Raw genomic sequence first — 23,667 nt, 5'->3', positions numbered from 1 at the left:
GCTAAAACAATACCTTTTCAGTACTGATCCTAATATGAAAAAGAACCTGGTATACGGAGTAAAATTTACATATAAACGAAAGGATAAGGGGAGGCCGGAAGGGGAAGAAGAGAAGACGATACAATATATAGTGGAGGTTACATACACGGAGGAAAGCGAAGGAAACCTGCGGTGTGTATTGAACCGTAAAGGGTTTGCGGTAAATGGCGGGCTTGTTCACAGGCTGATGGATGTCTTTGCGGAAAAATGTTCCGGAGTGCTATATCCGTTTGTTTTCAGGATAGGCCGGTCCGGGGTGTTGTTGGGGATTGATAATTTTGAGGAGATACGGGAGCGCTGGACAAATGCACTTCCGGGATTGCAAAGGGAGTATACCGGAGCGGAAGCGGAAAAATACCTGGACCGGATGTCCGGTAGCCTTGCGTCGGTAGAGACATTCCGGCAGGCGATCAGGAAAGACATGTTCTATTACCTGTTTTTTATGCAGGAGGCGATCGGACAAAAGGAAGAAAATATCATCAGGTTGCCGCTGGTTCCTGGGGAAAGGCCTGTTTCCTTTAAATGCGGACATCGGCTGAAACGTCAGGATACGGGGTATTTCCGGCTGGAATATACCGGAACATATGCCTCCGACCGGGTTCGCTACCGGACAAGGGTAAAGGATGGGAACTTGAATATGTCGTATACCTGGGAGAAAGACGGGGTTGTATTAAAAAAAATGGAGGGCGTCTGTCATCTGGTCACAGGTAAGGAAAGAGAGATTTCGTTTAAAATAACACGGATATGAGCAGTGGAAAAATAGTATGTCAGGGAGCATTATGCGAATGCCGGTACGGCGATTTTCCGGATACCCTGCAAGTGGTAAGCAAGCATAAGGAATACGTAAATGAGAGTGATGGCAGCGACAAGATGATCGCTACCCATATGGATGTGGGGCAGCCTTTTGAAAAAAAGACCTTCGGGCAGTGTAAACTGCAACCGACCCCGGGCGGATACAAACCCTGCCAGGTACAGGTTGCCGAATGGCAGGATTTTTACGAAAAGGTAACATTGAGCAATGGCGGTAAAGTACTGACTGAAAAGAGTAAGGCGACCTGTCCTGTTGCCGGGGCTCCGTGTATTACGGTCAGTTTTCACGGACAAACAGCCTCGCCTACCTCGCAGCAAATGGAGCAGGCCGACGAGGAAACCCATGTCATGCTCAACCCTTTTGCGGCCCCTTCGGAACAACGGGAAGATAAAGTAGAACATCTAATAAGTGCCGAATAATGAGTAAATGGATATCCTTGTCGGGCGCTTCTTCCGGGAATAAGGTGATGGAAACCTCGCGTCATAATTATGTGATCTTTGAGGTTCCGGTAGGGCAAAAAGCGACATTTCAGCTGGATACGGACCGTCTCAGGTCACTACAGTCGCGGAAGCACCGGATGTATTTTGTGGCTCAGGGGATGGATGCTTTCGGGGAAGAGAGCTGGCTGGAATGGAAAAGCGGCCCGGCTCCGATGGCTTTACACGAGTACTTTAACCACCTGAACGGAGGGAAGGCAGATTATACCCCGGAATCGGTGAAACAGGTCGCACATAATTATATCACGGTTTTTGAGACCGGTGAGAACGGGCAAACAGACTGGAGCCGCCCCAGGTATCCGTCGTATACGCCTGAACGGGCAGGGCAGGGCATATGGCTGGAAAGCCTGTATTACAGTCCGGACTGGGCCGGTATGGGAGCGTTTATCATAGGAGTAGACCAGCCGGGGGTACTTTCCCTTTTCGCTAAAAAAAGGGAGTTCCGGATGTATGACCCCGATGAGAATTTTATCCGGGAAGATATACAAAGCCTGGAAGGTATCAGGTACGGGGACACCGTAGACCTGCATATAGAAACCCACCGGATCATTCCGGGAAGATACGGGGCAGAGGTGGAGATCCTTTACCAGGGTACACGTATTTACAACGGGAAGAAGCGGTTGGACCTGGACCGGTATGCGAATTCCGATAATCCCGCTCTTGAGTATAACCTTCAGATGAAGGAAAGCCTTTTTGTAGACCCTGCCTGGAAAGAGGCTACAGGGCATCCGGACGGGACCACACAGGATTATACGGTGAGGTTTACCTTCAATCCGAAAGACGTATTGGAAAACCGTACAGATGGCGGATTCGCTCCGGGAAGCCCGGTGATCCGGGATTTTACCCTGAAGGTCAGTACGACCATTTTCGATTTTATCATGCCCAGGCTGGGTCTTACACCGCAAATAGTAAGTGTAAAGGAAGAAACCCTTACTCCTATTGATCATGAAGAATGCAGGTTTTCGGCGTTGAAAGTTATCGTAAAGGATCAGGAGCCGATAGAAATACTTAGGGAAAATAAGGAACAGGGCTTCCTGGCTACGAACCTGATCCACCCGGTGATTCCCGTAGTAGCGGGAAATGGTGATGACCAGGAAGTTACCATACAACTCGAAGGAGTACATACGGAAGAATGTGGGGAAAAGCCGTCTCACCATAATAATATATTTGTTTATGATGAAGCCGTCGGTACCTGGTCTCCGGAGGAAAGTGGAGATAAACTTGTGTTGAGGCCAAGGTATGAATATCCTGGGGGAGTGGTAGGAATGAATAATCCGATAGCTTTATTAAGCTATATTTGGCCTAAGAGACGGGAGTTGACTCAAAATTATTCGTGTGGAATATCCACGTGTAGATATTCGAGAGAGGTACGGTTCAATATACACCCGGATATAGAGTGGGAATTAGAATTTAAATGGAATCATGATGCCCCGTTTTATTATGGTTTTAGTAATGGTTTGACAAGTTATAGTATTGATAAAGACAAGGCAATAGGTTCGGCTGTTGATAGTGGATTTGCTTCGGATGGTGAAATGTTACAATCCTTTGAATGGTCATTGAAAGCTACCTGGAACAATGGTGAAGATGAGTTCGAAGTTGGAGACAAATTTTTGGAAGGTATTCGTAAAACCCTTAGCCTGTTTGCAAGAGTTAAAACCCTGATAGATAATATAACAACTCATTTAAGAGGGAACATGCCGATGAGTCTTGAGATTGAATCTCCAGCAATTGCAGCCTCGGCAAAATGGAAATTGGAAAAAACTGGTGATATTCCTGCCGATTCACCAGATCAGATTGCCACATTGGTAACCGTTGGTGCTTCTGCAAAACCGTTGGTCGGAGCAACATTTACTATTGATTTGATTTCTGCAGCGGCCACCACATTATCTCCGGGGGTAACTAAGGTTATAGAATTTGTTAGAACGAAGGCTAAGGATTATGTAGAAGTTGTTTTTGAAGTTAGATTCTCAGGTAATATAGAGGTAGATGGGAAGGTTGATATCAATACATTACTCCCTGAAAGAAGTGAAGGAGAAATTACGGTAACGGGAGAAATTAAGCTGGAAATTGAGTTGTCTGCTTCGGGAAGTACAGGGGAAGTGGCGGCAGGAAGTTTCGAGGCGGAGATAGAGGCCGGTATTACAGGAGAGGCCAGTGTTAAAGGAGGAGTGGAAGGTGGAGCCGATCGGGAAGGGGTATATATCGTGCCTGTAGCTGAATTCGGAGGAGTTATAGCTACTTTTGTATTGAAGGGGAGTGTGAGGTTCGGGATTATTAAGAGAACATTTGATAAAAGTCCTCCCGATGCGGAAATTGTACCTCCTGATAAAATTGAATTTGAGAAAAACTACTTAAATGAATAACAGAATGTATAATAAAATTGGTTTGTTTTTTCTTGCTATATTGGTTAGCTGTATGAGTGAAAATATGGATTTGTCAAAACTAAAATTTGATGAAAAAATAGAAAATTACCTGGAGTTTATCGAGGTTAAAGAAACCAGGGAGATAGATCTGGCTGATGATTACAGGTTTTATAAAATGGACGACGAGGGGGCAATTGAACGCAACGAATCTAATCTGATACGCGATTATCATATCTCCCCTGATAGCAAACAGGCCTCATATAACAATATTCCCTTTGACGAACTACTTATACGCACTGTCAACGGTATAATTATTGGTTATAAGTTTGAAACATATGATGCTGACCATACTGAAAATCTTCGCAAGGTACTAAAAGAACAATATGGAGAAGGTAAGCTTGTATTCGGTCCTGATAATGCGAATGAGAGCCAGGTGTTTTTATGGAAAAAAAATGGGATTATTATACAGTTTGGGACCATAAAATACTCTGAAAAGAAAGAAAATGGGGAGAGGACATACTGGTTGGGAAGTAACTTGATCCTTATTAAAGAGGAAAACCTTAAAAAAGGGCAGTGGCCTATATATAAAAAGTTTTTAAAGGAATTTGAATGAAAAAACCCTTCTACAGATTAAAATTCTCCAGCAGAGCCTGTAATTTTAATATCCGAATAAATGATATACCTGTCTTTAATTATCATGATACGGGTATGATATCCACACAATATCCAATAAATCATTTGATATTAAATTCTGGAGAACAGAAAATTTCGATGTACCTATATCCACAGGCAGGGCAGCAAGCTCTTAATGAACATTCTTCATTAAACATGGAAATTATTGTGGAGGATTTGGAAATGAATAAAGGAGAGCTGGTCAATGTATTTGAGTTTAAATCGCCTCAACTAAATGAATCAGTTCCCTTTTTTGAAAATATAGCGAGGTTTAAGGCAGAAGTTCCTCATATTGTTAAGGGATGGTCGCAATCAGAAGAATTAGAGTTGAATGACTCTCTTGAGAAAAGAGTGAAAGCTTTTTATCAAAATGTATACTCCCTGCTGGAACAAAAAAAATTTCAGGAGTATAGGAGTATATATGATACAAAAATTAATGAAATAGATCGGGCTCTATACACTTCATCAACGGACACCGAAAAGGAGTGGGACAATCTGATAAATACCTTGATAGAATCAAAAATGGAAGCTGCTAATAATATAGAAGATTCATTTCTTAAGTTTTATGGTGATAAAAGGGTGATTACGTTGGTCACTACTACCCACGAACCAGTTTTATTTTGTGAAAATAAAGAAGAAAAACTGGTTTATGAAATAGAACTTTATTTACATAAACCAATAGGTAGTGAGTTAGAGGTAATAAGGTAAATTTATGAATAATCTGATCATCGGTTCAGAGTTATAGGATGACAATGAATATCGATTATATGGTATAGTCGAAATATGTAGGTATATCCTGATAATAGCATCGTATAAATCTAAATTCCTGGCATTCACCTACCGTTTTCACGGTTACAAATTGTTTTATTCCGAAATATCACCATTGCATCTGAAGAGGATTATAATAAGATAGATGACTATATATTTGACAATATCTGCTTATGGCAAAGGTGAAAAATCATCGTGGAAAGAAGTGGAAATTGGCGTTGTCTCTTTTTGTGTTCTGGGGAGTGGCAATATACTTGGCCATCGATTATATGAGATATCGGGAAGTTATGGAAGATTTGCAAAAAAGTGCTGATGTCTTGTATGCCGATCTTACGGAGTTTGAAAATGTTTACTGGGATGCTTTACCGGAGAACAAAAAAGATGTGGAAAAGGTGATAAAATGGGGGAGTGCCATTTTTGATGAAGAGTATAGGGGAAAGTTCAGGGAAAGAGGTTTTGATGTTTTATTCGATTCCATAGAGAGAAGGAGTATTGTCTATTCCTATGGCTATGACGGAGAGGACGGAGCGCTGAGGCGAACTCCCTACAATTATAAACGTACTACGGATTCGGGAAACGAAACCGGAATCAGGACACCCGATTTTTGGGAGTATTTGAAAGACAGGTTCGGCACCGGTGAAAATACGGATGTTATTTTGCTGGAAGTGTCCGATGTGGATAAAACCAGGGGATGTACAGGTATTCTGGAAGAGAGATTGGGAAAACGTCCCTTTTTGCAACTTTTTAAAGAAAGCAAGAACCTTGTGGAAACCGGTGAAGAGCAACGGTTTCTTGATTTTGTAAAGCGCTTTTCAAAGGAATACTGGAAGCGCTATTCCATTCCGGTAGAAGAACAGCAAAATGTAAAAACCTTAAGGGTTTTGTTTAAATACAATAAAGGCGGGGTGCAAAACTTATGTCCTAATGGTATCGGGGAAGAACAGATAAAAGATCTCGAATCTTTGTTATCTGCCCGTTTTGTAAAAGAGAATGCAGATTATTTTGACTTTGCAGTTTTCAGTTTTCAGGTACCTGATGAAACCACATTAAATAATGATTAAAAACCACAGCTTATGCCCATTCGAGTAAAAACAAGGATTAGTATAGATGGACAGGAATTGCAAAAGTTTTCCGGGGTTTACTTAGGACAGAGTGTTTTGGAAGATCATAAGTTTGCTATTGAAGAATTTGCTGAAGACGAAGCAAATGACCGGAATGAGGTTTACCTGAAAAAACTTAAAGCAAATCAGCCACTATAGAATAGTATTAGGTCTTCGGTATGGTGGAATGAGGCAGTACTAATAATTACATGCTATAAACTAATTTCCAAAAGAGAAATGAATTATGATCTGAAATTTACATAGACTTTTGAATTGTTTAACCATGAACCTATAATTTCGGAGGGAAAACTTATAAAACCATGAAAAAAACCATGAGTTGTGCCCTGATCGTGTTAGCATTCAGTGCTTGCGGACAAAATAGGAAGCAAGAGATACAGGGCGATAATATGAATGTCATTACCATATACGAAATACCTGAAATTATGAGTGATACATTAAGATATGATCTGTCGACACCTTCGGAAAGCGAAAAAAACGATACTATTGTTGATAAATCTTATGATGTGCATTTGACTGCGGCTACAGGACAAATTGAATTTATGGTGGATAACGTTCCCCCGTCTTTAAACTTGTATTGGGGAGAAATAACAAAACCTGAAGGCAGAAGTATCAGTCCTACAGTCCCGTTAAATTCCTGTATTCTAAAGAGTGGCAGGTATGAAGTTACAGGGCGTATTTATCCGAGATATGGACAAACGGCTTTAGAGTTTTATTCCTATCTTATGTTGGAGGGGTATTACAGAGAAGCCGGTAATTGGGAAAAGAAATTCCCGATGTTTACTATTGAAACACCGGGCACAGAAGGAGCAGGGAATAAAGGTCTTGACGGTTATCCCTATTTTGAACTTCGTACTGAAATAGATGTAGAGGTACCTTATGAAGTGGAAGGCTGGAGTAATTCGGTAAATTTGAAGGAAGAAGACAAAGACGATCTTAAAAATGAATTATTGGAACGTTATAATACAATCAGGGAGATGGTCGCTGAAAATGATACTTCTGCATTTAAAAAGCTAATATGGGAAAGGGAAGAATTGTTGGCTACCGTATTTTACCTGGAAGAGTCGGAAAAAAAATCCCGCCTGCAAAAATTGACTGATGTAATAGGTGATGAAAATTATGAGTTGGCCCCTTATCCTGAGAACGTACAAATGTTCTTCTTTGCAGAAGGAAGAATGGTTACATTGGTAGATACGATAAATAGAGATGGAATTATCCGGTTAATAAATAAAAATAGTCCGAAAGATACGGTTTCCCTGGAGTTCAGATTTCATCGTAAAAATGAAACCCTGATCGTTATTTAGAAAAAAGAGGGTATAAACTGAACTCGGCTCACATCAAAGAAATGTATGATGCGGAAATCTCTCATGCGGTATTAAGCTAAATTAATTGGAGGTTAAAGCTTGGTAGAATCGTCTTTTAGAGCCCCTGTATTGCATTTTGTGGTTAGATGTCATGCACTGAAGTTTAAGGTAGATAGACGTATTGAGCACAGGCAATTGACGATACCCTTTTCTTGGATCAGCACAATGATAAGCATATAGATTAATGTAGCGTGAGTTTAGAAAGGGTGTGTGGGAAAAATATCTCACAAAATAACATATATGAAAATGCATAATTTTGAAAACCCCTTGTATTCAGTTTATTCTACAATTTATTGTTCGGGGAGTGTCTACGTTAATGATGTGCCTGTGGTTGATTGGTTTGGAGAGGAAACTGCTGGAGAAGGAGGATATGCAGGGGACAATTTGATCAACCATGTCTTACTTGAAAGTGGTAAATATAAAGTTGTGGGGAAAATGTTTCCACGAAAAGGGAAGGATTATATTACAGAAGAAGAGGTAATGATGATAGATTTTTTTTGTGCTGAGGCTGATCCCGATAAATGGAAAGACTCAAGGCATAAGTTCCACCCTCGGATAGAATCCCCATGGGACGGTTTAAGTGAAGGGGTAGAGCATAAATATTTTGAAATAATGACCGAAATAGAAGTTGATCTTCCCTTTGTTTTGGATGGGTGGCAAAATTCGGTAGATTTAACCAAAATGGATGAACAGGATTTGTTTAAGGAAGTAGTTTCATATTACAGACAAGTGTTATCAGTATTAGAAATCAAAGATGCTCCTAAATTTTTAGAGTTATCCATGGAGAAGATGAAACTCCAGGAACAGGCTTTCTATTTTTCGGAGGAGAGAAAAAAAGGTTTCAAAAATGGAATATCTGAATTATTTGGTCAAAATCTGGAAGTAGAGCCTTTCGATGAAAAAGAATTGAAACTTGAGATTATGGGAAATGGAAAATTGGTGCGATTACTGAAAAAGAACGGAACGCAACCTCTTCAGTTTAAAAGTCCGGATAAAGCAAAACAAAGTAACATTGAACTGGAGGTAAAGTTACATATGCGTTCAAAAAATCATGGGTTAACTATTATTTGATATTTATGAAACGTAGGAAGTTTTTTTTAAATATTGGTTTTGGTGCCATAGGAATCTTTTCTTCCGGTTTTCTCATACATTGTTCAAACGGAATATATACTTTGGTAAACATAATAGGTGAGAAATGGGATGGTCTTATTGACAACAATTTGAAAAAAGAGGGAAATGAATATTTTGCATTTTTCACTTTAAAAAAAGGTGATTTTGAACATCCTTATGTCGATGGGGACAAGGCGCTGGTTTATTGTCAATATGGAAAAGTAATTGGTTATAAGGTTCTGATTAAAAACGATACGGAAGTTGGTTCGGTTATAAAAAGAATAGATGAAATCGGTTCAGAAAAACAAAAGGTACTTGAAAATGAATTCGGAACGAAATTTCAGTGGAAATCTGGAAATAGAAATATATCTCTAAGCTTGGTTAACAATATTTCAAATGTTCCTACTTACATGATCTTTAGTGAGTTTTCGAGTGAGAGTAATTTGATGGTCCTATGAGTTTGGGAAGTTTATGTTTACATCTCTTTCAATGTTTGTTTTTTTAATTATGATATTCTGGTTATTGAAAAAAAGTCACTTTATAGTATTTTTATTGATAATGATGGCATCGTGCAGCTCTCAGGAAATAGATTTGGCCGAAATTAATCTGCCATATTCGGGCAATGACTTAATAAATAAATATCAAACAGAAAAACAGTCGGCTACATTTGAAAATTTAAGCCTGTATATTTCTATGGATCCCCGACTTTTAGTCTTCAATGATATTGACCTGAACGGACAGGTTTCGGAAAAACACGAAAGTCAAAACCGATTAGAGTTTTATGTTGAAGAAAATGAAGTGGTAATACCTTTTTTTAGAGTGAATGTTTTTACATCACAAGAAAGTGAAAAACTATACAGAACCTTATTGGCCAGATTAGGGGATCCTGTATTTTACAGCAAGAATAATGATTTTTTTTATGGAGCCTGGGAAAAAAACAATATAACATATCTATACGAATATAATTTTACCGGGAGTATTGGTGGGGTGAAAAGTGACACGGGAAGTTTGTATATCCTTGACAATACTAATGCCAAATTAACAGAATACTATTATAGTTCAGGCTTTCAGTATTTTGGAGATTTTGTTGAAATGAGAGAAAAAAAGAATAACCCCGATTATACCTATGAAGAATTTGCTGAAGACGAAGCAGATGACTGGAATGAGGTTTACCTGAAAAAACTTAAAACAAATCTGCCACTATAGCCGTTGGTTTTTCCATTCAGGAGAAAATTATATTTGAATATCCGTTTTTAGTCATAATCCAGTGATGTTGGCCACCACAAGCCTATCGAAGAGGCGTTCTCCAAAATATCTTCTATTGAGTTTGTACACAAACTCATTGAGATACAACTGTAAATATTTGCCCTTTATCTTGTGATAGTTGCCCAATAGGTTGCGTTTGGCATTACTGATGGCTATATGTACCCATTTCAGGGTTTCCTTCGTGGTTTCCTTGTTGGATTTTTCGGTGATGTGTAGTTCAACATAATCGGCAATGTCCACGTATGAGGTACTCTTGTCGCTAAAGACAATGGTCTTTTCGTCTAGTGATTTGCCCACAGCTTCGGATACCTCGCCTTTCTCGTGGGTATCCAGTACCTTGGCCTTAAAATACCTGACGTGCTTGTCCTTTTTACCAGTTTGTGGGTCTTCCAGCGGGGTGGACTCTGCCACGACCAGTACATTCTGCTTACCGGCAGCTCCACGTCCCCTAACGCCTTTATCCCGATCCACTTCGGAGGTTTCCACCGTAAAATAGCCCTCATCGAGCTCCAGCATCCCTTCCAGGGTGTAACGGGCATCCCTGTTACCCATGGCCTTTCGCAACTTGTGCACCATGGCCCACACAGGTTCATAGCGCTTTTGACCTAATTGCCGTTGCATTTCTTTAGCCGAAAACCCTTTTTTGGTCACACTCATTAAAAACATGGCCTTGTACCAGGTCAAAAACGAAAGGTTGGAACTCTCCATAATCGTTCCGCTCCTTAATGAAGTCCGGTGACGACAGCTTTTACATTCGTAGCTCCAACGGCTTTTTATCCAATAGTGTTCAGTATGGCCGCAACGGGCACAGGTGACCCCAATCTTATCCCGTTGTTCTTTAAAATGATGCCGACAGGCCTGTTCATCCCCGAAATGGGCTGTGAATGTGAATATGTTCATGGAACGCTCTATTTCAGTGAAATATACAAAATTATGAGTAATTACGGATATTCAAAAAATTATATAAAAAAACGGGAAAACCCATAAGCTCTCCCGTTTTTTTATATAATGACACCTCTTCCGGAGTTACGGATATTACAGCGCAAAAGCTTCCCTGATCCTGTCTACATAATCCAGTTTTTCCCAGGTAAAGAGTTCTACCTGTTTTTCGATACGTCCGTTGTAGGGCGATTCGAATACCTTGGTCACGGTTTGGGGTGTTTTACCCATATGGCCGTAGGCGGCGGTTTCGAGGTATATGGGATTGCGCAGTTTCAGCCGTTCCTCGATGGCGGCAGGGCGCATATCAAACAGTTTTTCCACGATTTGGGCAATTTCCCCGTCGGTCATGTCGATGTTCGATTTTCCATAGGTGTTTACGCTGATGGAGGTAGGTTCTACCACTCCGATGGCGTAGCTTACCTGTACCAGTACTTCATCGGCTACACCTGCGGCGACCAGGTTTTTGGCAATATGCCTTGCAGCATAGGCCGCACTGCGGTCTACCTTACTGGGGTCCTTGCCGGAAAAAGCCCCTCCGCCATGAGCACCTTTCCCGCCGTAGGTGTCAATAATGATCTTGCGCCCCGTCAGCCCGGTATCGCCATGAGGCCCTCCGATCACAAATTTTCCGGTGGGGTTGATGTGATACTGGATATCGTCTGTAAAAAGCTGCTGCAGGCCTTCCGGGAGTTGAGACTTGACACGGGGAATAAGGATTTCCCTGATATCTTTCTGGATCTTGTCCAGCATGGCCTTATCATCACTGTCGAACTGGTCGTGCTGGGTAGAGACCACAATGGTCACGATACGCTGGGGGATGTCATCATCGCTGTATTCTATGGTGACCTGTGCCTTGGCATCGGGGCGCAGGTAGGGAATTTCTTTTCCTTCCTTTCGCAACCCGGCCAGGGTATGCAATATTTTATGAGAGATATCCAGGGCCAGCGGCATATAGTTCTCCGTTTCTTTGGTGGCATAGCCGAACATCATTCCCTGGTCTCCCGCGCCCTGTTCTTCCTTGCTGGCCCGGTCTACCCCCTGGTTGATGTCCTGCGACTGTTCGTGTATGAGCGAGATCACTCCGCACGAATCCCCGCTGAACTGGTACTCCCCCTTTGTATAACCGATACGGTTGATCACCTCCCTGGCAATATTCTGCAGGTCGAGGTAGGTCTGTGATTTTACTTCTCCCGCAAGTACCACCTGCCCGGTAGTGACCAGTGTTTCGCATGCCACCTTGGATTCCGGGTCAAAGGCCAGGAAATGGTCCAGAAGCGCATCGGATATCTGGTCGGCAACCTTGTCCGGATGCCCTTCACTGACTGACTCGGACGTAAATAAATAAGCCATTATCTCAATTTGAATTTTTGTTTGTCTAATGGAGAAAGGAGCTACTGAAAGAAGTTGCTAAAGCGGTTTGTTCTGCGGTATTCACCGGCGCCGTTTTTAAGGGCGGAACCAACTGTTTTTAGCATTTTTTACCGAGGTTGCAATCAGTCAAATCCTTCCTCTTTCTTTAAATGTGCCGACAAAGGTATGAAACGGATTTGAATTGCAAAATGAATCCGTCACGAAATTATGATTTATATCTGTATCTCTTGAGCGGGGAAAATGGAAAGGTGTTTTTTATTATCTTGCCTTACCATAGTATCTGTATGAAAACATATTACCCGGGCTTTACCGGCAGGGTCTCATTGCGTGTGACCGGTCATGGGGGCATACAAGCTGTTAAATGAAATTCAAACAAGAACTGTTACAATCCCGAAATGAAGAAAACATTAACGGAAACCGAGATTCGCGAACTGGAAAAGCAATTGAGCTGTCCGAGCGGAAAAATGGGAGTTGCGGTAGGAGAAAATATGAATATGTCCAATATCGGGATGACGATCAATACGATAGGGTTGCTCGGGCTGGACGACGGAAATACAGTACTGGAACTGGGCCACGGCAATTGCGGGCATCTGGTGGAGTTGCTGGGCCGGGCATCGGGGCTCCGGTATTTTGGCCTGGAGGTTTCGGAAACCATGTGGAACGAGGCCCGGAATGCTCATATGGGGAAGCCGGCGGAATTTCAGCTTTATGACGGAGTGAACATACCGTTCGCCGACCGTTTTTTCGACCGGGTCATGACGGTGAATACCCTTTATTTCTGGTCAGATCCGGAAAAGTTGTTGCAGGAGATCGAAAGAACCTTAAAACCGGGAGGAATAGGTGTACTGACGTATGCAGACAGGGAATTTATGCGTAAACTGCCTTTTGTAGGAGTGCGGTTCAGGCTTTTTGACAAGCGTGATATTGAAGAGCTCATAGCAGTATCGGAGCTGAAAATCACTGGGTTTGAAGATAAAACCGAACGGGTGAAAAGTAAAACGGGCGACGCGGTGGAAAGGAAATATACTATGGTGAAAATAGCAAAGGGCTAAACCACAAAATCCGGATATATTGTGTTCCTCAGAAGGCCCCAAGTGAGAGCCACAGGGACAGGTATAACAGGTCCTCTTTGCTGACCTTTGACCTTAAAAAAACATAAGCCCTTTTTATCTGGGTTTTTACCGTATTTACAGAAATATTATAAGATTCCGCAATTTCAGAATAACTCAGGCCGTGTATCACGGAGGATATGAATATCTCTCTCCGGCTGCGCGGGAGATGGTTCAATACTTCCAGGATTTTAGTGTAACTGCCTGTTTTATCCCTCAGATCCCTTAAGTCCTCTTCCTCCGTATTTAAATCCCGGAGGAGCAGATGTTCCTTTCGCTGTTTTTGCAACGAAAGCAGGCTCAGGTTTTTCACGGCCCTGACGGCATAGGCCTGAAAAGAGACATTTATGGATATCGTATTCTTCTTTTGCCAGTAAAAAACAAAAAAATCCTGTACAATATCTCTTGCCGTATCCCTGTCTTTTAGTATCCTGAAAGAGACCAGGCACAGTACATCATAGTTCTCTTTAAAAAGTCGTTCTATTTCAACGGCATTGATGTCGGACTTTGCGTTCATAGAGCTTCATAGACAATTTGAGTGAGGGATTTTAGGGAAAATTAACAATTTCCAACTTAACTCAAAAAAATTATCACTTAAAAAACACTATATAAAGAAAAATTACAAAAAACATATTTTTTTGTCACCCTGTTTAACAAATTCTATAACATATTAATAGAAACATGTTTGTGATGTCGAAAAAAGAACGGATTAGCGCAATTCTGAAAAAACTTAAAAATTCCGGTACGATTGATGCCGAAGCTCTGAAAGACCTGACCGAAGATGAAAAAAGACTGATCCGGGACCTCCATCGCGAAAAACTTACGGATGAGTCGCTGGATTTCCTGAAGGAATTGGATGCCGACCGGGACTGGAAAAAGGTAAAAGACAGGATGCGCCCCGACAGGCACCGGGTTAAACCGATATACAAAAACGTACTGAAATATGCCGCTGTCTTTGCAGGCATGATCTCCCTGGTTTATTTGTTCCGGGTAATGCTCGTGTCTTCCCGGGAACCTGGTATTGCCGAAGACAGCATTCAGTTAAAAACGGGAGATGACAGGATAGAGGTCATCGACCAGGCAGGGCACCAGCAGATCGTCTCTGCTTCGGGTAAAGTGATCGCGGAACAACAGGGTAATAAGATCCGGTATGAGGCGGATGTGCAGGCAGACGAGCTTGTTTTTCACGAATTGCGGATCCCGTATGGGAAGATCTTTGAAATAGAACTGTCGGACGGTACATCCATTCACCTTAACTCGGGAACCCATATAAAGTACCCGGTCAGGTTCCCGGATGGTCATAAAAGAGAGATTTATATAGATGGTGAAGCCTACCTGAAAGTAGCCAAAGATAAAGAACATCCTTTTCTCGTGCATGCCGATGCGGTAACCGTAGAGGTGCTGGGAACGGAATTCAACATATCCTCCTACCGGGAAGATGCCGAGATAAAAACCGTGTTGATAGAAGGGTCTGTAGCCATGAGCAATACTTATAATACTGCTGATAATATCGTTCTGAAACCCGGGACCAAAGGAGCCTGGAACAGGGCCTCCCGTACCACCAGGACGGAAGATGTGAACGTCGAACTCTATACCAGCTGGACCAAGGGAGAACTCGTATTCCGGGATACGCCCTTCGGTGAAGCCCTGATAAAACTGGAACGCAAATACAATGTAACCATAAAAAACAACAATACGGAACTGGCCGGTAAAAAACTGAATGCGAGGTTTAGTGTGGAAGTGGAAAAAATAGAGGACGTTTTAAAATCTATTGAAGAGATCTTTCCCTATACCTATAACATAAAAGATGATCAGATAATCATTAACTAACCTCCGTAAAAAAATTGCCTATGACGTAACCCTTTCATCGTAAGAATTCACAAAAAATCGGGGAATGTTGGCGCCTTCCCCGATAGACTTAATAGTGAATTAAATATCGTATTCATCAACTATTTAAATCGATGTAAAATTATGAAAAAAAAATTAACCAGAGACCTCCCGTTCTGGAGATTTCCCTCATTTGACCGGAAGATAAGACTTATGGTTACCCTGCTTTTTATTTCGTTTTTTGCACTCCAGGTCAATGCCTCGGAGGCAGACGATAAACTGTCCCTGAACCTCGAAGATGTTACCGTCAAAGAAGTATTCGGCCGGATAGAAGCCCTTACGGAATACCGGTTTTTATACGAAAGCAATGTGATATCCCTTAAGCGGAAAATAACATTGAAAATTGATCAAAAAGAAATTTCGGAAATCCTGGGTGTGATATTCAGGGGGACGGAAGTGGATTACAAGATCAAAGGGCGGCAGATCATCCTCAGTAAACTTCATAAACCTGAACCTTCGGCAGAACGGCCTTTAAAAATTAGCGAAAAGGGCAGCGTACAAACTGTGGTAACCGGGGTGGTCACCGATGCCGGGGGACAGCCTCTGCCCGGTGCAAATGTTCTGGAAAAAGGCGGTGAAAGGGGGACGCAAACCGATTTTGACGGGAATTTTTCCCTGGAGGTCAGTGGAGACGCCATACTGGTAGTGTCTTACATCGGATTTAAGACACAGGAAATCCCGGTTAACAATCAGGCTTCCATTACGGTTATGCTTACAGAAGATTCTGCCAAGCTCGACGAAGTCGTGGTAACGGCCATGGGGATTTCCAGGGAAAAGAAATCGCTGGGATATGCAACACAGGAAGTAGATGGCGAAGATGTGAACCAGGTGCCTTCAGATAATGTGGTGAATTCCCTGTCGGGTAAAGTCGCCGGGGTACAGATACGCAATAATACCAATATGGGCGGATCGAGTAATGTAGTCATTCGCGGGAGTACTTCGCTTACCGGCGACAACCAGGCGTTGTTTGTCGTAGATGGCGTGCCCGTCAATAATTCCAATTTCAATTCTTCCGACCAGCAAACGGGTGCCGGAGGGTTTGATTACGGCAATCTCGCATCAGACATCAATCCCAACGATATCGAGTCCATAAACATTCTCAAGGGGGCCGCAGCAACAGCCCTGTATGGTTCCAGGGCTACGAACGGGGCGGTGATCATCACCACAAAATCCGGTAGCGGAGCCAAAAAAAAGCCGACAGTGACCATTAATTCCAGTGTTACCGTAGGATGGATAGACAAATCCACATGGCCTGATTTCCAGTATAAATACGGTACGGGATACGGGGCGTTATACGGTCCTGGCGGCAATGGTTTTTTCGAGGAAAGCGATGTCAACGGAGACGGGGTCCCTGACCTGGTAACACCATCTACCGCTTATGGCTCGTACGGGGCTCCCTTTGATCCTAACCTGTTGGTCTACCAGTGGGATTCTTTCTACCCGGAGTCTCCCAATTATATGCAGCCGACACCCTGGGAAGCTCCGAAAGACAAGCTGGTCACTTTCTTCGAAACACCGGTAACCACTTCCAACAGCATTTCTTTTGCTGGTAATGGTGATAAGGCAACCTACAGGCTGTCCTATACCAACTTTTACCAGGAAGGTATCATGCCCAACAGCGACCTCACCAGGAATAACGTATCCGTGAACACTTCTTTTGACATTTCGGAAAAACTCAGCGTGTCCGGAAGTGCCAATTACATCAAGACCGATGCCCTTGGCCGGAACCGTACCGGCAACGAAACCGGGGCCAATGCCGGAAATGTCGTGGCTTCCATGCGGAAGTACTGGGCGATGAACGTAGGTATAAAAGAACTTAAGGATGCCTACTTCACGACCGGGAGGAATATCGATCCCTTTATGGGCGGGACCATAGACAACCCGTACTGGGTGGTCTATGAAAACTATCAGAACGATACCAGGAGCCGGATTTTTGGCAATACATCGATCAAATACAAGTTTACCGACTGGTTGAACATAGAGGGCAAAGTATCCCTGGACACCTATTCCTTCCTGCAGGAAGAAAGAGTTAACGAAGGTACCGCAGGTGCTGTAGGGATGTATTCCAGAAAAAATATCAATTACAGTGAGATGAATTACGATCTCATGCTGAACTACAACAAATACGTCTCCGAAAAACTCAATGTCAGTGGCGTATTGGGAGTCAACATCCGCCGTAACAGCTTCAGTTCCATCAGTGCCATGACCAACGGGGGGCTGGTCATACCCGGTGTGTTTTCCCTGACCAATTCCGTAAATGTCCCGGAAGCCCCCGAAGAAGTCCTGGAGAAGATAGGAGTAGACGGATATTACGGTTTATTGTCGCTGGGCTATGATAACCTGTTGTACCTGGACCTCACGGGAAGGTTTGATCATTCCTCTACGCTCCCTCCTGAAAACAGTACGTATTTCTATCCTTCCGTATCTACGAGTTTTATATTCTCCAACCTCATCGACAGCGAGGTACTTTCCTTCGGGAAATTACGGCTGAACTATGCCGAGGTAGGAAGTTCGGCCCCTGCCAACAGTCTCAGGGACGTACTGAACAAGCCCACTCCCTTCGGTTCGGTGCCGCTGTACGGCACAAACCCCACCAAGAACAACGAAAACCTGTTGCCGGAAAGGACCGTAAGTATTGAGGGAGGGGTGGAAGTACGTCTTCTGGACAACAGGATACGGCTGGATCTGTCTGCATACAAGACGAATTCCAAAGACCAGATCATGCCCGTGGCCATCTCGACCACTACGGGGTATTCTTCCAAATTCGTAAATGCCGGTGAGATCGAGAACAAAGGGCTTGAGGTCGCTGTGTCCGGGACGGTGATCTCCACGGAAGACTTTTCGTGGGATGTCAACCTGAACTGGGCCAAAAACAAAAGTGTGGTTCTCACCCTCTTCGAAGGCGGAAGCAACCTGCAACTGGGCAGTGTTTCGGGCGTAACCATCAATGCTACCGTAGGAGAGCCGTACGGAACCATACAGGGAACAGATTTTATATATCTCGACGGAAAAAGGGTCATTGACCAGGAAACGGGGGAATTTGAACGGACAACCACATCAAACAATGTGATCGGGAATATTACCCCGGACTGGAACGGGGGGATGTCCAACAGTCTGAGATACAAAAATTTCAACCTGAGTTTCCTGGTCGACATGCAGAAAGGCGGCGATGTATTCTCCCAGGATATCGCTACCGGTAACAGGTCCGGGTTATACGATTATTCGGCCGGGTTGAACGACCTGGGCAACCCGGTGCGCAATACATTGGCAGACGGTGGCGGTATTGTACTTAAAGGTGTAGCTTCAGATGGTAGTGTCAATACCGTACGTACCTCCATGAATACCTACCAGAATGCAACCGGAAGTATCAAGGCGCCTGACGCCTACTATATTTATGATGCCTCCTATATCAAGCTCAGGGAGGTGGCCCTTACTTATACGCTGTCCAAAACAAGTTTCCTCGAAAAACTCCATATAGAGTCTATGAGAGTGGGGATCGTCGGTTCCAACTTGTGGATCATTCACAAAAACCTGCCTTTCTCCGACCCGGAAGCCAATCTGAGTTCCGGTAACCTGCAAGGCTTTCAGAACGGGGTACTGCCATCCACACGGAATATGGGGGTGAATGTGCAACTGCAATTCTAACTTTAAACTAAATGATGATGAAAAACTTTTTTATCCTGTTTTCCATATTCATAATACTGTTTTCATGCTCCGGAGATTTGGAAAAATTGAATGTGGATAAAAAAAATGTTTCCGATGCTCCTGCCGATACGTTCTTCAACCTGGCCATAAAAAACATGTCCGACCTGCTGAGCGGTATCACATACGGCGCAAATGGCAATCCTTTCAATACAACCCGGATACTCGCGCAGCAGATATCTTCGGTAACCTATAATGAAGGCGCAACCTATTATTCCAATTTCACCTGGAACGATGTGTATATGGGGGTCCTTATCAACCTGGAAAAAAGTTCCGGTATCATAGAGAGTAACCCGGAAGTAAACGGCGTTGAAAACGGGCCGGAAGAACTGAATATGCTGGCTACCCTGGAAATTATGAAGGTATTTACCTATGCAAAACTGGTGGAATCTTTCGGTGATATACCTTATTCCGAAGCTCTCGATGTCGAGAATATCTCACCACAGTACGACGATGCCCGGAACATTTATGAAGACCTGATCGGCAGGTTGAGGACGGCTATCGGCAATATCGACGAATCCGGGGCCTGTTGGGATAACGATATCCTTTATGACGGGGATGTTTCGGCCTGGAAAAAGCTGGGCAATTCCCTGTTGTTGCAAATGGGGATGCGTATTGCCGACTCAAACCCTTCACTGGCTGCCGAAATAATCACTGAGGCCCTTCCCGGTATTTTTACCTCCAATGCAGATATTGCACAGGTAGTGCACCAGTCTGCTCCGCCCAATACAAATGAACTGTGGACAGACCTTGCCGTAGGGAACCGCCGTGATTTTGTAGGAGCAAAACCTTTTGTAGACCTTATGAACGACCTGGACGACCCGAGGAGAAGTGTCTTTTTCCAGGATGTCGGCGGCGAGTTCATAGGCTCTGCTCCGGGCCTGGTAGTCTCTTATGCATCCTTTTCGCCTTTCGGGCTTTTGTTCTACGAACCCACCACCCCGGTGATCTTTATGGATTATTCCACGGTAGAATTTCTTCTTGCGGAAGCTGCAGAACGTGGCCTGGCAGGGGTTTCGGATGCCGAAATGCATTATAACCAGGCCATAAAGGCCTCCTTCGAATATTACGGGGTGGAAGGTGCGGATAACTATCTTCTGCAACCCGGGGTGGCTTATACCACTGCCACGGGAAATTGGAAACAAAAGATAGGAGAACAGAAATGGATCGCACTTTTTAACCAGGGACTGGAAGCCTGGACCGAATACCGGAGGCTGGATTACCCGGAACTTTCGGCTCCGCCCGAATCTTATGTGGATATCGTCCCCGTCAGGCTTATTTACCCTATTTCGGAACAGACACTGAACCGTGCCAATTACGAAAGTGCGGCTTCGGCCATAGGAGGAGACCTGTTGACAACCAAACTGTTCTGGGATATCAACTGAGCGGTTCCGGGTATTCACCGTTATCCGGGATACCCGGAAACCGTTTGTTTATTTGTTCAATTCTTTAATCAAACACATGATCATGAATAGGATTTACACATTTATCATAGCAGTCTTTGCCGTCGTAGCTGTCGGTGCACAGCAACTCAATACCAGTATGGATACCACTGTTGTTACCACCGGGCAGGTAACCATAAAAGGTGTCCCGGTAAAATATAAGGCTACCACCGGTAAATATCCCGTATGGGACGATAAAGGCAATATTATTGCCGGGTTGCATTTCACCTATTACGAGCGCTCGGATGTGAAAGACCGTTCCGGAAGGCCGCTTTTCATTTCCTTCAACGGTGGCCCCGGCACCGGTTCGGTATGGATGCATATGGCATATACCGGCCCGAAAACCCTGAATATCGATGCCGAAGGTTTTCCGTTACAGCCTTATACCGTAAAGGACAACCCCAACTCTATTATCGATGTTGCCGATATTGTATATGTCAACCCCGTAAATACGGGATATTCCAGGGCGGTTTCCACCATGAGCAAAGAAGAAATGCAAAAGGCATTCTTCGGGGTGAAACAGGATATCGAATACCTCGCAGCGTGGATCAATACCTTTGTGACCCGGCAGAACCGCTGGGAATCCCCCAAATACCTGATCGGTGAAAGTTACGGTACGCCACGGGTATCCGGACTGTCTCTCGAATTGCAGAACAGGCACTGGATGTACCTCAACGGGGTGGTCCTTGTATCGCCCACAACACTCGGGATGGACAGGGGCATGGCTGCCGATGCCGCCAATATATTGCCGTATTACTGTGCTGCTGCCTGGTATCATAAAAAATTACCGGCCGACCTGCAATCCAAAGACCTTACCGATGTACTGCCGGAAGTAGAGAAATTTACCATTGACGAACTGATCCCGGCCATTGCCAGAGGCGGGTTTTTGCCGGATGCCGAAAAGAAAGAGATGGCCGCCCGTATCTCCCGCTATTCCGGGTTGTCTGAAAAAGTTATCCTTCAGCATAATCTGCGGGTTCCGAAAAACTTTTTCTGGAAAGACCTGCTTCGGGACGAAGGGTATACCATAGGGCGACTGGATTCCAGGTATCTTGGTATTGATGCCATGGATGCCGGAGAACAGCCGGACTACGCTGCGGAACTCACTACCTGGCTGCACGAATTTACCCCTGCCATCAATTACTACATGAAAAATTACCTGAAATACGATACCGATCTCAAATATTATATGTTCGGGCCCGTACGTCCGTGGGACAGGAGCAATAATACCACCGGCCTCGACCTGCGCCAGGCCATGGCCCAGAATCCCTATTTGCATGTCATGGTACAGTCCGGTTACTACGACGGGGCCTGTGACTATTTTAACGCCCAGTACAACATGTGGCAGATGGACCCCAGCGGAAAACTGAAAGACCGGATGAGCTGGAAAGGGTATCGCAGCGGGCATATGATGTATCTCCGCAGCGAAGACGTAGTGACGGCCAACGACGACCTGCGCGAGTTTATAAAAAATACGTTGCCGGCCGGGGATGAGCCCGCACGGTATGCGAGGAGGTAAATTTATGTGCCGCCGGAAGCCAGGTCTGCCGGAACTTTCGGCAGACTTGCTTTACCCCTGTTTAATCTGTAAAAACATAATTCTCATGAAAACACTGAACATCATATGCCTGTCACTCACTTGCGTGGCCGTGTTTACATTTCAGGCCCATGCCCAGATAGAAAAAGCCCCTCCGCGGGAAGAGGGCGAGGGCCCGTGGCCGCAACTCATCATCCGGGGAGCTACTTTGATAAACGGCACCCTTGCACCCCCGACGGGCCCCGTAGATATTGTGGTGGAAAACAATCGCATTACCGATGTGAAAACCGTGGGCTATCCGGGGGTGGAGATCGACCCGGAAAGACGGCCCGAATTAAAACCGGGAGGCAAGGAACTCGATGCTACCGGAATGTATATTCTGCCCGGATTCGTGGATACCCATGCGCATATAGGAGGAATTTCTCAGGGAACTCCGGCCGAGTATGTATTTAAACTATGGATGGGGCACGGTGTTACAACGATCGCCGACCCGGGTTGTGGCAACGGGCTGGACTGGGTACTGGATGAAAAGAAAAAAAGCGAGCACAACGAGATCACGGCCCCTCGTATAAAAGCGTATACCGCTTTTGCCAGGAACAGCCCGACTCCCATAACCACTCCCGAACAGGCCAGGGAATGGGTACGCGAAAACGCCAAAAAAGGGGCCGATGGCATTAAGTTCTTCGGTTCTCCGCCCAGGATTATGGCCGCTGCCCTGGATGAAAATAAAAAACTGGGGCTCCGTTCCAAGATGCACCATGCACAGATTTACGTAGGCGAATGGAACGTATTGAACAGTGCCCGTGCGGGACTGACCTCCATGGAGCACTGGTACGGCCTTCCCGAAGCCCTTTTTGATGACAGGACGGTACAACATTATTCCCTTGATTACAATTACCAGAACGAACAGGACAGGTTCGGGGAAGCAGGACAGCTGTGGAAACAGGCTGCAAAGCCTTATTCGGAGAAGTGGAATGCGGTCATGAATGAGCTCATCTCCCTCGATTTTACCCTGTCTCCCACCATGGTAATCTACGACGCCAACCGGGATCTCACCAGGGCGAGGCGTGCGGAATGGCATGAGGAATACACCCTGCCTTCACTGTGGGATTTCTATTCGCCCAGCAGGCAGTCCCACGGATCGTACTGGCATTACTGGGGTACGGAACAGGAGATTGAATGGAAGGGGAACTACAAATTATGGATGGTCTTTCTCAATGAATACAAAAACCGCGGAGGTAGGGTCACCGTAGGTACGGATGCCGGGTTTATCTACGAACTGTACGGATTTGCATATCCGCGTGAAATGGAACTGCTCCGCGAAGCCGGTTTCCATCCTCTTGAGGTCATCAAGGCAGCCACATTAAGCGGTGCGGAATCTCTGGGTATGGACCAGGAGATCGGTACGGTGGAGCCCGGAAAGCTGGCTGATTTTGTTATCGTAGAGGAAAATCCGCTGGAGAATTTCCAGAGCCTGTACGGTACAGGTGCCATAAAACTTACCGAAGATAATAAGGTCGTTCGTGTAGGAGGCGTAAAATATACGGTAAAAGACGGCATTATTTACGATGCAAAACAACTGCTCGAAGATGTGAAGGATATAGTGGCGAATTCTAAAGTAAAGAAAAGTTATCACATAATGCAGCCCGGGATAAAAAGGAAATAACGG

20 protein-coding genes are annotated in these 23,667 nt (G+C 44.4%); 17 read left to right on the top strand and 3 right to left on the bottom strand.

Translation table 11 applies throughout. The features are described 5' to 3' along the window. The first annotated feature begins 34 nt into the window (after positions 1-34). From DN748_RS00450 to DN748_RS00400, 11 genes are all read left to right on the top strand, one after another. A complete protein-coding gene (locus DN748_RS00450; RefSeq protein ID WP_112369794.1) occupies positions 35-787 on the top strand; it encodes a hypothetical protein in 753 nt (250 codons plus the stop codon). Continuing rightward, a complete protein-coding gene (locus tag DN748_RS00445; protein WP_112369793.1) occupies positions 784-1,269 on the top strand; it encodes a DUF4280 domain-containing protein in 486 nt (161 codons plus the stop codon). The genes DN748_RS00450 and DN748_RS00445 overlap by 4 nt, the downstream gene beginning before the upstream one ends. Next, entirely contained in the window at positions 1,269-3,710 is a 2,442-nt protein-coding gene (locus DN748_RS00440) for a bactofilin family protein (protein ID WP_112369792.1), read from the top strand. The genes DN748_RS00445 and DN748_RS00440 overlap by 1 nt, the downstream gene beginning before the upstream one ends. Then, positions 3,703-4,323, top strand: coding sequence for a hypothetical protein (locus DN748_RS00435; protein ID WP_112369791.1), 621 nt, complete (start codon positions 3,703-3,705; stop codon positions 4,321-4,323). Before DN748_RS00440 ends, DN748_RS00435 begins: the two co-directional genes overlap by 8 nt. Continuing rightward, entirely contained in the window at positions 4,320-5,090 is a 771-nt protein-coding gene (locus tag DN748_RS00430) for a hypothetical protein (RefSeq protein WP_112369790.1), read from the top strand. The genes DN748_RS00435 and DN748_RS00430 overlap by 4 nt, the downstream gene beginning before the upstream one ends. A gap of 233 nt (positions 5,091-5,323) precedes the next feature. After that, complete coding sequence (locus DN748_RS00425; RefSeq protein WP_146746535.1) at positions 5,324-6,211, top strand: hypothetical protein; 888 nt, start codon at positions 5,324-5,326, stop codon at positions 6,209-6,211. 12 nt (positions 6,212-6,223) lie between these two features. Continuing rightward, on the top strand, positions 6,224-6,409 hold the full coding sequence (locus DN748_RS00420) for a hypothetical protein (protein ID WP_112369788.1): 186 nt from the start codon (positions 6,224-6,226) through the stop codon (positions 6,407-6,409). Positions 6,410-6,570: 161 nt separating this feature from the next. After that, positions 6,571-7,572: a hypothetical protein gene (locus tag DN748_RS00415; protein ID WP_112369787.1), complete on the top strand. Its 1,002-nt coding sequence runs from the start codon at positions 6,571-6,573 to the stop codon at positions 7,570-7,572. A gap of 300 nt (positions 7,573-7,872) precedes the next feature. Next, positions 7,873-8,703, top strand: a complete 831-nt coding sequence (locus DN748_RS00410; protein WP_236636737.1) for a hypothetical protein — start codon at positions 7,873-7,875, stop codon at positions 8,701-8,703. A 5-nt stretch (positions 8,704-8,708) separates the two neighbouring features. Beyond that, a complete protein-coding gene (locus DN748_RS00405; protein WP_112369786.1) occupies positions 8,709-9,200 on the top strand; it encodes a hypothetical protein in 492 nt (163 codons plus the stop codon). A gap of 64 nt (positions 9,201-9,264) precedes the next feature. Beyond that, on the top strand, positions 9,265-9,948 hold the full coding sequence (locus DN748_RS00400) for a hypothetical protein (RefSeq protein ID WP_146746534.1): 684 nt from the start codon (positions 9,265-9,267) through the stop codon (positions 9,946-9,948). 51 nt (positions 9,949-9,999) lie between these two features. Here the strand turns inward: DN748_RS00400 and DN748_RS00395 are convergent, their stop codons facing one another. Together DN748_RS00395 and metK are read right to left on the bottom strand one after the other, a co-directional pair. After that, the gene (locus DN748_RS00395; RefSeq protein WP_112369784.1) at positions 10,000-10,908 is read right to left on the bottom strand and encodes an IS1595 family transposase; all 909 of its coding nucleotides are present in this window, start codon (positions 10,906-10,908) and stop codon (positions 10,000-10,002) included. A 135-nt stretch (positions 10,909-11,043) separates the two neighbouring features. Beyond that, a complete protein-coding gene (gene metK, locus DN748_RS00390; RefSeq protein WP_112369783.1) occupies positions 11,044-12,300 on the bottom strand; it encodes a methionine adenosyltransferase in 1,257 nt (418 codons plus the stop codon). Between the two features lie 416 nt (positions 12,301-12,716). Between metK and DN748_RS00385 the strand changes: the two genes are divergently transcribed. Beyond that, complete coding sequence (locus tag DN748_RS00385) at positions 12,717-13,373, top strand: class I SAM-dependent methyltransferase (protein ID WP_112369782.1); 657 nt, start codon at positions 12,717-12,719, stop codon at positions 13,371-13,373. A 28-nt stretch (positions 13,374-13,401) separates the two neighbouring features. On the opposite strand, the gene DN748_RS00380 is transcribed toward DN748_RS00385, so the two are convergent. Next, positions 13,402-13,947, bottom strand: a complete 546-nt coding sequence (locus DN748_RS00380; protein WP_112369781.1) for a sigma-70 family RNA polymerase sigma factor — start codon at positions 13,945-13,947, stop codon at positions 13,402-13,404. Positions 13,948-14,120: 173 nt separating this feature from the next. On the opposite strand from DN748_RS00380, the gene DN748_RS00375 reads away from it, so the two are divergent. From DN748_RS00375 to DN748_RS00355, 5 genes are all read left to right on the top strand, one after another. Next, entirely contained in the window at positions 14,121-15,260 is a 1,140-nt protein-coding gene (locus tag DN748_RS00375) for a FecR family protein (protein ID WP_161554435.1), read from the top strand. Positions 15,261-15,401: 141 nt separating this feature from the next. Next, a complete protein-coding gene (locus DN748_RS00370; protein ID WP_112369779.1) occupies positions 15,402-18,962 on the top strand; it encodes a SusC/RagA family TonB-linked outer membrane protein in 3,561 nt (1,186 codons plus the stop codon). A gap of 92 nt (positions 18,963-19,054) precedes the next feature. Beyond that, entirely contained in the window at positions 19,055-20,404 is a 1,350-nt protein-coding gene (locus tag DN748_RS00365) for a SusD/RagB family nutrient-binding outer membrane lipoprotein (protein WP_161554434.1), read from the top strand. An 82-nt stretch (positions 20,405-20,486) separates the two neighbouring features. Then, a complete protein-coding gene (locus DN748_RS00360) occupies positions 20,487-21,980 on the top strand; it encodes a S10 family peptidase (RefSeq protein WP_112370079.1) in 1,494 nt (497 codons plus the stop codon). A gap of 85 nt (positions 21,981-22,065) precedes the next feature. Then, entirely contained in the window at positions 22,066-23,664 is a 1,599-nt protein-coding gene (locus tag DN748_RS00355) for an amidohydrolase family protein (protein ID WP_112369777.1), read from the top strand. Positions 23,665-23,667 lie beyond the last annotated feature (3 nt).

The sequence above is a fragment of the Sinomicrobium soli genome, from assembly GCF_003285545.1.
GTDB lineage: Bacteria > Bacteroidota > Bacteroidia > Flavobacteriales > Flavobacteriaceae > Sinomicrobium.
This window is presented reverse-complemented; position numbering and strand designations above follow the sequence as displayed.

Excerpts from the sequence above, each read along its gene's own strand:
- DN748_RS00445 (WP_112369793.1), top strand. The coding sequence starts at position 784 with ATGAGCAGTGGAAAAATAGTATGTCAGGGAGCATTATGCGAATGCCGG.
- DN748_RS00385 (WP_112369782.1), top strand. The coding sequence starts at position 12,717 with ATGAAGAAAACATTAACGGAAACCGAGATTCGCGAACTGGAAAAGCAA.
- DN748_RS00410 (WP_236636737.1), top strand. The coding sequence starts at position 7,873 with ATGAAAATGCATAATTTTGAAAACCCCTTGTATTCAGTTTATTCTACA.
- DN748_RS00425 (WP_146746535.1), top strand. The coding sequence starts at position 5,324 with ATGGCAAAGGTGAAAAATCATCGTGGAAAGAAGTGGAAATTGGCGTTG.
- DN748_RS00440 (WP_112369792.1), top strand. The coding sequence starts at position 1,269 with ATGAGTAAATGGATATCCTTGTCGGGCGCTTCTTCCGGGAATAAGGTG.
- DN748_RS00395 (WP_112369784.1), bottom strand. The coding sequence starts at position 10,908 with ATGAACATATTCACATTCACAGCCCATTTCGGGGATGAACAGGCCTGT.
- DN748_RS00420 (WP_112369788.1), top strand. The coding sequence starts at position 6,224 with ATGCCCATTCGAGTAAAAACAAGGATTAGTATAGATGGACAGGAATTG.
- DN748_RS00405 (WP_112369786.1), top strand. The coding sequence starts at position 8,709 with ATGAAACGTAGGAAGTTTTTTTTAAATATTGGTTTTGGTGCCATAGGA.
- DN748_RS00450 (WP_112369794.1), top strand. The coding sequence starts at position 35 with ATGAAAAAGAACCTGGTATACGGAGTAAAATTTACATATAAACGAAAG.
- DN748_RS00360 (WP_112370079.1), top strand. The coding sequence starts at position 20,487 with ATGAATAGGATTTACACATTTATCATAGCAGTCTTTGCCGTCGTAGCT.
- DN748_RS00415 (WP_112369787.1), top strand. The coding sequence starts at position 6,571 with ATGAAAAAAACCATGAGTTGTGCCCTGATCGTGTTAGCATTCAGTGCT.
- DN748_RS00380 (WP_112369781.1), bottom strand. The coding sequence starts at position 13,947 with ATGAACGCAAAGTCCGACATCAATGCCGTTGAAATAGAACGACTTTTT.
- DN748_RS00370 (WP_112369779.1), top strand. The coding sequence starts at position 15,402 with ATGAAAAAAAAATTAACCAGAGACCTCCCGTTCTGGAGATTTCCCTCA.
- DN748_RS00375 (WP_161554435.1), top strand. The coding sequence starts at position 14,121 with ATGTCGAAAAAAGAACGGATTAGCGCAATTCTGAAAAAACTTAAAAAT.
- metK (WP_112369783.1), bottom strand. The coding sequence starts at position 12,300 with ATGGCTTATTTATTTACGTCCGAGTCAGTCAGTGAAGGGCATCCGGAC.
- DN748_RS00430 (WP_112369790.1), top strand. The coding sequence starts at position 4,320 with ATGAAAAAACCCTTCTACAGATTAAAATTCTCCAGCAGAGCCTGTAAT.
- DN748_RS00435 (WP_112369791.1), top strand. The coding sequence starts at position 3,703 with ATGAATAACAGAATGTATAATAAAATTGGTTTGTTTTTTCTTGCTATA.
- DN748_RS00355 (WP_112369777.1), top strand. The coding sequence starts at position 22,066 with ATGAAAACACTGAACATCATATGCCTGTCACTCACTTGCGTGGCCGTG.